The sequence below is a fragment of the Tunicatimonas sp. genome (assembly GCF_049647865.1).
Classification (GTDB): domain Bacteria; phylum Bacteroidota; class Bacteroidia; order Cytophagales; family Cyclobacteriaceae; genus Tunicatimonas.
The window spans coordinates 1-2,112 of record NZ_JBARYM010000380.1 but is presented as its reverse complement, the minus strand read 5'-3'; the positions used below and the strand labels follow the sequence as shown (position 1 = coordinate 2,112).

General features: G+C 51.6%; 1 protein-coding gene. It reads right to left on the bottom strand.

The features are described from left to right. On the bottom strand, positions 1–1,792 hold a 1,792-nt coding region (locus WBA23_RS11415), incomplete at its 3' end, for a PVC-type heme-binding CxxCH protein (RefSeq protein WP_424582409.1). Between the last annotated feature and the right edge of the window lie 320 nt (positions 1,793–2,112).

Genomic DNA, 2,112 nt, shown 5'->3' with positions numbered 1-2,112 from the left:
GATTATAGTGCTGCCCGCCCTGCCGGTGGTAAATACCCCCCGGACTCACGTGCCACATATGCGGAATCACGCAGGCACTGATAAATAGCTGACCTTTAGCATCGTAGTCAATGCCCCAGGGATTGCTGAAGCCGTGAGCCACCACCTCAAATCGCTCTTTGGTAGGATGGTAACGCCAGACGCCGCCGTTGAAATCCACTCCATCCCCCTCCAGAATATCCTCTGGGAAAGGTTCGTTGGCGCGATAGATACGGGCATCTTTATCCGGTTTGCCCACTTTAGAAGGCGTAGCGAAACCCTGGCAACCGTAGAGCCATCCGTCCGGGCCCCAGTGTAAGCTATTCAGTGTCTCGTGCCGATCGCGAATTCCCCAGCCGGTCAGCCGGATTTCGATATCATCTTCGTCCGCTTTATCGTCGCCGTTGCGGTCGGGTACGAACAGCAAATTGGGTGGCGCCCCCAAAAATAATCCACCCATGCCTACCGCAATGGCGGCGGGGAAAGGGATACCCTCCAGAAAAACTTTCCGGCTATCCGCTTCTCCATCTTGATCAGTATCTTCCAGAATCAGAATACGGCTGTTACCATCGTTAGAAAAACCATGCCCCCGCGATTCGTAGTCCAGGTTTTCAGCTACCCACAGGCGGCCACGATCGTCCCAGCAAAAGGCCATTGGTTGGGTAAGCATCGGTTCGGCCGCCCAAGCGTTTACCTGATAACCGTCCATGACGGTCATGGATTCGACGGCAGCTTCGGGGGTCAAGAACTTTGCTTCGCGAGCTTCCTGCTGGGCGATTTTCCAGAGAGCAGCCGTGGAATACATGGCTCCTGCGCCGGTGTAATCTTCCCAGGCTGCTTTCATGGCTACGTCATTTAGCTCACCGGTGTAAACAACCAATCGGTGACGAATCACTTCGGTTTCTCCTTCGGCAATGGTCCAGTCACCCATTCGGGCTCTTACCGGGCCGATACCTAGTTGGCTATCTACCCGCCAGGGCTGAGGGAATCCAGCATTGTCGGGATGGTCAAAGATGGCGATATGAGCAAGATCTTCGCGACCTTCCACTTGCATACCCACATCCACCCACATAGCTCGCTGACCTTCGGCTTTCTCATTGCGTTGGCGGGCCGCGTTCACTACCTGACCCGGTATATCTTCGTGCCAGGGCATTCGGAGGAACAGCCCGCCGTAGTCGTATTTCCCAATGGTACCATCGGTCTCGGCTTGCCCTCGCCATCCCAGCTCCAAGATAGATCTTCCGGAATCAAGGCGCATAGTCCAATTCTGGGTTTCGGTGAGCACCGGAGTACCGGCTGAATCTAGTAGATTATAAACAGTTTGCCACTCTATCGTTTCTCCTTCGGGCTGCACGACAGAAGACGACACCTTTTGCCAGTAGTCACCTTCGGGATGGTGGAAATAGTCGCGACCATTCACCCGGGTAAAGCCCCAATACAATCCCGTTTGATGCTTATGGTGCCCCGGACTGTATTCGGTAAGTTCTCCTGTGCCGTCGGGGGCAACAATAGGATGAAGGTAGGGGCGGAAATCAGGCTGAGCGTTTTGAACCAGGATAGGTTCATCTGTACCCTCTGCGTAGATCGAGATAGTTTTATCCGTTTGCTCGGCTTTAAGGTGCGTGGTTGAATCCACCGTAATTGATCGATCAGTTTCCGTTTGTGAACTGGTGCAACTGCTTATCGAGTAGAGAAGGGTAAGCGTGACCAGTAACTGACAGACGTGGGTTCCACTCAAAGCATTTACTGAATGGCGGGTAGGTTGTTTTTTCATAAGATCGTTATGCTCCAAAGCATAAGTTATCTATTTCTGTGAAGATGAAAAAGTGATTTGCGTTCCTCTTCATCATCTGTTGTCAAAATCACTGCATATAAACGAAAAAAGGCGCTAACTGCGCCTTCCATAGATTATGCCTATTCACTTTTTAGGATTTTAACCAAGCCTTAGCTTCTTTCTCACTCTCAAAGGTGCGCATCTCAAATCCGCTCACTTTAGTTACTAACTCTTCTGCAGAAAGAGCCCCAAATACATCAGGAGAAATAACGTGCGCAAATTTTTTCAAGCCCGCCGCAAGAGCTTGGGGCATCCAATTC